Here is a 6074-nt window from a genome sequence, read left to right on the forward strand (position 1 = left end):
TCGCGTGGCTGAAAGACACCTTGGAAAAATTACCTGCCTGTCCAAACAGCCGTCTGGACGATCTTCTCCCGCTACGCACTTAACAGTAAATCTGCCGCTTGAACAGGTGGTAGCGCTGGACGCTTACACAGCAGCACAAATCAATTCCGCAGCACCTTGGTTCCCAAAACTGCACCGATCTATCAATCGTGTAAAACGAGTGGTCAATATCCGCTGGATGCGACTGGTAGATGTTATCGCTTAGATCCAATGGATAATGGTGATGGTGGTAGTGATCCTATGTATAGCTTCTCGCTTTTTTCCGACTATAACGTAGCCAGAATTCAGAACTGGATTCAATCGCAAATTAAGTTGGATCCAAGCTCGCCGACTAATTTTTCGAAATGGGATACGACGAGCGCGAGTTGGAAGCCGTTCTCGCCCAGCACCAGTAATGGTGGCGTAGACCAGATCAAAAATAATGTGCCGGTCTTGCGAAATATCCCGGTAGCCAAAGTCGTTGTGACCTACAGCAATGCTGGAACTCCCGGGGTATCGCGCTTTTATCCGCCAATTCTCGCCACCGAGGGCACGATAGAGACAATTGATCCAACCGACAGCACGCAGCTCGCGAAAATTTATCCGTATTCGCAAAATGGAAATTCCTCAGAGTATATTTGGTACTGCCATATGTCCGGTTGTGATTACACGCTGCGCTTGACTTACTCGGATGGATCACAGGTATATCGTTTGCTAAAAGGTGGATTCCGCAAATATTCAAATCCAGCCACCTTCGACGCCGGTGTTACGGACCCAAATAATCGGAATAGCTTTCACTTGTGGGCGATTGACATCCCTAATCCGACTAACGCTAAGGTTGCCAAACTCGAGCTACTAGATACTCCTACCGTATGGACGATGACCGCTGCACAAATTCGAAGTGCGAAGGCATTGATTTCGCAGTCGTATTGAGCGTTGTTGGTGGATGAAGTCCGTCGCATCGATGGACTTCATTCTCTCGGATAGAATTTTTAATTCTCAGTTAAGCGCTTTGCAGTTGTTATTCAATCGATGGATGTCTGTTATTGCGCCGGTTCGCGCCAAGCGAAAGATCGCCTGTATGCAAGTGGAATTTCATGCACTAAATAAGCTGATTAAGACGAAAGCGGCGGCGCCTTTCTGCGCCACCCAGAGAGTTAGGCGAGCAATAGCCAGTAAGTTATCTTTGGTGGAATCTGCGGACATGACATCTGTCCCGTTGTAGGCCAATTGGAAAGAATATAAATTGGGTTTAACTCAGACTTAACCGAGCACAAGGTATTGACGAGCGGTCTTCTAGTTACAGGTTGTTCAAGGAGACCGATGCGATATCGTTTAGGTCTGTTCCCCGCGGTTTTCTCCGTGTTTACTTAAAGTTTTTACGTGAGTCTTATGAAAATTGCGGTACTCGATAATGATACGAATTCATTGGAATTGGTCAGTTCCATCTTAAATTCGGTTAAACATTCTGTTGTTCGAATTAACGGCAATCTCAGTCTATTGGATGATCTGCGCCAAATTGGATGTGACATGTTGATCATTGATTGGCAAGCGCCCGATTTAAACGGGGTCAAGCTTATGCAATGGGCTAGAGCAAAACTACCCGCTAATCTACCTGTTCTGTTTATCACTAGTCGCAACCGCGAAGACGATATCGTGGCCGGACTCGATTCAGGTGCTGATGACTATTTAGTTAAGCCTATCCGTCGTGGTGAGTTGATTGCGCGGGTGCAGGCTTTGTTGCGCAGAGCTTACCCAAATCAACATTTGCCGGAATATCTTGAAGTCGGCAAATACTCGCTTGAGACCCGTTCGACGCGCGCTACCGTGGCGGGCGAATTGGTTGATCTGTCAGAAAAAGAGTTCAACCTCGCGCTACTTTTATTTCGTAATCTAGGACGTCCGCTATCACGGGCGTATATTTTAGAAAGCGTTTGGTCAACAAAAATTGAAACAGCATCGCGAACGATGGATACCCATATTTCAAAAATCCGCAGCAAATTGAATTTGCGCCCTGAGAATGGATTTCAATTATCGACCGTGTATGGCTATGGATATTGTTTGCAGCGACTGAACGTGGATGAGCAGTCCAAGGAGCCGTTGCCAAGTTTTGGGTGTAAGTGATGCCCTTTTTTATGGTGATGACGACGACCGAGTTAGCCTAAGATCTACTTGGTCGTCGATCTCGTTTTAAGTAATAAAAAATAGCTAACTAGTGCCGAAAGATATTTTTTGTCTATGCAAAAATACTCAAGACGGAGTAGGCGCTTAACGGATGCCTGTGTATAGGAATTGTGATGAAAAATGTGTGCGGTGTTTTGATTATTGGTCTTAGTTTGTGTCTATCTGCATGCGGCGGGTCTGGTGGTGGGAGCAGCAATTCCGGAACCACAGGCGCCACGCTCAGTACGCCAACTCCTTCGGTTAATTCAAGCTCACCAACGGCAACGTCAACCGCGCCGCCAACGCCGACAGCTCCTACAACACCTGCGACTTCTACAACTCCATTAGCACCGTCAGCGCCCGCAGCACCTGTAGCGCCCGCAGCACCAGCACCCGCAGCACCAGCTCCCAGCGCGCCAACAGCATCGACGAACCTTCCTGCTACCTATCCGGCCTTTATGCCACCTTTTCCAAAGCTGATTAGTTATAACAGCAAGGCTGACGTCATTAAAAATCCGGTAGTAATTCCGGTATTTTTTCCTAGCACTCCAGATCAAGCCAATACCGTGAAATTTCTCCAAAAGGCAACTTCAGACGCGAACTGGACTGCTTTAGCACGGTATGGAGTAGGTGCGGCGACGGTGGGTCAGGCGGTTAATGTTTCGCAGAATCCACCAGCAAAAATAAGCACTGCCGAAATTTCTCAGTTTGTTCAGAATAATGCTGCGACCTGGACAACGCTTCATGGGTCTGAAATTTTTATGCTTTACTATCCGACATCTACACAGATTACGGATAACCCCGGATCTGGCTATCACTCTTCAACCACGCAAACTTCGCCCGTCGTTTTTGGAGTTATTCCTTATAGCTCGTTGATGGAAGACGCTTATCTTCAATACCATGAGTTAGTGGAAGCCGCGACGGATCCGCTAGGGGGTGGTATTTATTTGTTAGATCGCGATGATATTTCCTATTCTAGTTTCGGTATGGGAACCGAAATTGGCGACATGTGTGTGCTATCAGATTTTTATTATTCTGCCGAATTTGGCACATCAATGAAAAGCGTTTGGTCGAATCAGCGAATCGCATCTGGTCAATCCCCTTGTGCAGCGTCATCAGGCTCGCTCGATATGTTTGGAGCAGTTCCAAACATGCCGACAAGTTTCAAGGAAACATCTCCAATTCCTAACCCAGCTGCGTTAAAATACGAATGGAGCGATTCAAATCCCACCTGGGGCGAGTAAAACAATTCAGGTTAAGTTATTCAGTTTTGGTGCATTGCCGTTCCCGATGGAAGTAAGAGCTATCCAAACGAATATCAACGCAACAAAAACTAATCTAGCAACCTTTAGTTTTGATAAAACTACTGGCCTCAATGGCGATATTGTAAATCTAACGATCACAGCACCGAGCGCAGCGCTGTCAACGACTAGTCCTTATGTGACGTTTGCAATCGCATCGACTGTTACCACAGCAGACGGCGCAAAGCATAATGGTTTTCCTTTTCCCGGAATGATTGTGAATTGATTTATTGATGTGACCGAACTCAAAACATCTCGCTGTGTTTGGAGAAATTGTGCCGCCCTTAACTAGCGCGGGACATACTATCCGTTCGATTTATTCGGGGGCGAAATTGAGCGAATAGTTGAATTAGTGGAGTCGATTTTTACCCCAGTCAAATCCGGCGTTTGACGCTACATCTTTATTCAAAACGCTGCCTTTAGCTTTAGCTCAATCGTAATCGACTAAGTTGGGCAGTGATGGAATTAGGCGTTGTTGCCGTCGCGCGCCGCATCAAGAATATTCTGCGTTAAGTTTTCACAATCGAATCGGCTAGTCGTATGGCTTTGCATGAGCGAATCGTTTAAAGCCAGCGATGTGTGTACGAGCAGATCGCGTATCGAAAAGAGTATTTGCGAAATTTCATTTAACGCTTCTGCGTTGATGTCTTCTAATTTGCTATCCATATTTCCCTGTACCGCCCCAATAAATCCGATAGGTGCTGTATTCCAATTGCTCACTTAGTGTTGAGCCGGTCTGTGGAGTACATTTTTTCTAAGTTTTGATGCGCTTGTTCGTTGATTACGGTGTGACTAGTCACCAATTTTTTTTGCAGTTTAGGCGCAATAATCCTTCACTGAGCGCGGTGGATTCGACTAGGTGAATTCAGTTTTTCACAATCAATCGGGAAAGACAAGGTGACAGTTGTCGTGTAACGCGTTGGAAGAATTTTGCCTGAGTCTGGATTCTGGACCGAGGATGGGGCTTGGCGCATTTGCATTTCCAAACTTGTTTGTTACTCGGTATCGAAGTAATCGCATACGCCCAAACCATGCGCGTTATTAGCGGCTGCTGATTGGGCTGTTGTCGGCGTCGCTAGCAGCCTGCCACTACAGTTAGTTCAAAAATAGGGAGGCAATCCACTTCGTGAACGCCTTTTGCAAATTGGTCAACGAGACATTTGTCGCGTACCAAAATGAAAGCTATTTTGTTTTAATTGCAACCTGAAGGCGCATGGATAAGTAGAAAAGCAATTACAGGTGATTTTAAACAGCCGCTGGGCCATTAAAACTACTCAACTCGTCCAAGTTCGTTAAGCGCCGCTGATTCATTTTTTGCAATCGATCATCGCGAAGAATCCTCACACAACTCTTACAAATACGTTAGCTATGCTCGCGGTTTTAGGTGTTGATGATATGGCAAATGCCCACGATGTTGCGGCTCGATTACTCCGCATTGAACTAAGCAGTTTATTGCGCTTTTCATAGTATTTTTTATCACTCTCGGGCACGCAACGCACTTCAATCTTTCAGCAATTTTTGGAATTTGGATGCGGCGGGTAGTTTGATTTGAGTATGGCGGATTGATTTTGCAGTATTCAAAACTGATGACTATTATTAAGCACCGAGTCTGCGTCGTTAACCCTAGATGCTTGGAGCGTATGGTTGCTGTATTCAATATATTAGGTACCAAAGGCCAGCGAGTGCTTTATCGACGATTCCTGAGCTGGATGTTGGTGTTGGCGATTCAATTGGTCGGCGCAGATTCCGCCTGCGCGCAGTCAATTAATTCGACTGGATTTAGGCATGTGGATATCGATAACGGTATTGCCGATCCCTGCATCATTTCAATTACCCAAGATAAGTGGGGTTTTATCTGGTTTGGGAATCAGACAGGTTTAAGTCGTTTTGACGGCTTCCACTCGATTGTGTTCAAGCATAAAGACGGCGATAGCAGATCTTTGGCGAGTAATTGGGTTAAGGCGCTGTATGTCGATAAAAGTGGCGTACTTTGGGTTGGCAGCCGAAGCGGCCTACAAAAGTTTGATAACGACACTGAAACCTTCACCACCTTTTCGGCCGCACCCGAAGGCCCGCACGACGACGCCCGTAATAATGTGGAAGTCATCATTGGCGATGGCAAGGACGGTCTGTGGATAGGTACAACCGGTGGGCTGCTGCACTTCAACAGATTGACCGGGCAATTTAAGCGATTCAAACACCTTACTAATGAACCTTCAAGCCTATCGGGTAATTCCGTCAACGCACTGGCGTTGGATTCAAATGGAAATTTGTGGATTGGAACCGATGCCGGACTAGACCAACTTCAACCTAACCAATCTCAATTTTTGCACCATCGTTTGGACAACACATCAAGCGAAAACATTATTCACTCGCTCTTGCTGACTAAGAATAATCAACTGTGGATAGGATTGTCAGATGGTCTGAAATTGCTCACGCTTGATGCCAACATGGAGATTAAAACATTGGTTCTTCAGACTTTTCTGTGGGTTAAGAGTACGCTATCGCGCAGGTTTAGCCAACGGAGAGCGCGATGGAAAGCAAAGATTTGTATCAGGCGTTGCTGGGGATGCAAGAGCCATGGACGGTTAA

6 protein-coding genes are annotated in these 6074 nt (G+C 46.2%); 5 read left to right on the forward strand and 1 reads right to left on the reverse strand.

Going from position 1 to position 6074, the window contains the following annotated elements; genetic code table 11:
• The 4 genes from E2I14_RS19530 to E2I14_RS19025 form a co-directional block, all read left to right on the forward strand.
• On the forward strand, positions 1-244 hold a 244-nt coding region (locus E2I14_RS19530; protein WP_206105687.1), incomplete at its 5' end, for a hypothetical protein.
• On the forward strand, positions 157-951 hold the full coding sequence (locus E2I14_RS19015; RefSeq protein WP_227544830.1) for a M66 family metalloprotease: 795 nt from the start codon (positions 157-159) through the stop codon (positions 949-951). The genes E2I14_RS19530 and E2I14_RS19015, both read left to right, overlap by 88 nt.
• A 459-nt stretch (positions 952-1410) precedes the next feature.
• A complete protein-coding gene (locus tag E2I14_RS19020; RefSeq protein WP_133331505.1) occupies positions 1411-2142 on the forward strand; it encodes a response regulator transcription factor in 732 nt (243 codons plus the stop codon).
• Positions 2143-2639: 497 nt separating this feature from the next.
• A complete protein-coding gene (locus tag E2I14_RS19025) occupies positions 2640-3425 on the forward strand; it encodes a hypothetical protein (protein WP_206105688.1) in 786 nt (261 codons plus the stop codon).
• Positions 3426-3947: 522 nt separating this feature from the next.
• Here E2I14_RS19025 and E2I14_RS19030 read toward each other — a convergent pair.
• Positions 3948-4148 (reverse strand): hypothetical protein, encoded by a 201-nt coding sequence (locus tag E2I14_RS19030; RefSeq protein ID WP_133331509.1) that lies wholly within the window; start codon positions 4146-4148, stop codon positions 3948-3950.
• A gap of 1016 nt (positions 4149-5164) precedes the next feature.
• On the opposite strand from E2I14_RS19030, the gene E2I14_RS19035 reads away from it, so the two are divergent.
• The coding region (locus tag E2I14_RS19035; RefSeq protein ID WP_319945938.1) for a ligand-binding sensor domain-containing protein at positions 5165-6074 on the forward strand (910 nt) is incomplete at its 3' end.

The organism is Sapientia aquatica, from assembly GCF_004358105.1.
Classification (GTDB): domain Bacteria; phylum Pseudomonadota; class Gammaproteobacteria; order Burkholderiales; family Burkholderiaceae_D; genus Solimicrobium; species Solimicrobium aquaticum.

What these genes read in the sequence shown, in the direction of transcription:
- E2I14_RS19020 (WP_133331505.1), top strand. Translation starts at nt 1,411, where the DNA reads ATGAAAATTGCGGTACTCGATAATGATACGAATTCATTGGAATTGGTC.
- E2I14_RS19025 (WP_206105688.1), top strand. Translation starts at nt 2,640, where the DNA reads ATGCCACCTTTTCCAAAGCTGATTAGTTATAACAGCAAGGCTGACGTC.
- E2I14_RS19030 (WP_133331509.1), bottom strand. Translation starts at nt 4,148, where the DNA reads ATGGATAGCAAATTAGAAGACATCAACGCAGAAGCGTTAAATGAAATT.